At 71.1% G+C, this 603-nt stretch carries 1 protein-coding gene; it reads right to left on the bottom strand.

What is annotated here, in order from left to right:
• Window positions 1-205 precede the first annotated feature (205 nt).
• Window positions 206-603, bottom strand: a 398-nt coding sequence (locus JAO81_RS44210; protein WP_233416672.1) for a hypothetical protein, incomplete at its 5' end; no start/stop codon positions are given.

Genomic DNA, 603 nt, shown 5'->3' with positions numbered 1-603 from the left:
GGCTGCGCAAGCCCTCGCCGTCGCCCTCCGGGCCGTCCCCGATGCCGCCGCCGTGGGCCGCCCGCACACCTGGAACGAACTGCACACCGCCGCCGCTGTGCTCCTGCGCAGGGGAGCGCCGGAAGGGCGTCACCTGGTCGACGCCCTCGCCGCACACGATTAGGGCAGGGGGATCATCCTGGTCCCGGGAAGATCCCCCTGCCGCTCACGCTGCTCGCGCGGACACTGACCGTCTGTTGCGCAGGCTAGCCAGGCGATTCCGAAGCGCCACCAGGCGGCCCGCGTGTTCCCGCATGGCGACGATGAGTTGGTCAGCCTGAACGAGATCTAGCTCGGCCGCCTCGACGCGGTCACCGTCGGCGTGCACGACGAGGTACGGGGGCCGGCCATCCCCGCCGTACGGCTCATCCTGGATATACGCCCCAAGGACCTTCATTCCCTCAAGGCCGAGCCAGATGGGGGCGCCGCGGTGGACGACGTCCTCGGGGTACATCCGCCCGCCCGCACCCTCCAAGTCGGCCGCGTGGTCGGACACGCACCACGACGGGCACGGGAACGAGAACCAGGCGCCTCCCGGCACAGGGAAGGTGGTCAGTGGCGAGG

Origin of the sequence: Streptomyces sp. N35, assembly GCF_016464295.1 — a bacterium.
GTDB lineage: Bacteria > Actinomycetota > Actinomycetes > Streptomycetales > Streptomycetaceae > Streptomyces.
This window is presented reverse-complemented; position numbering and strand designations above follow the sequence as displayed.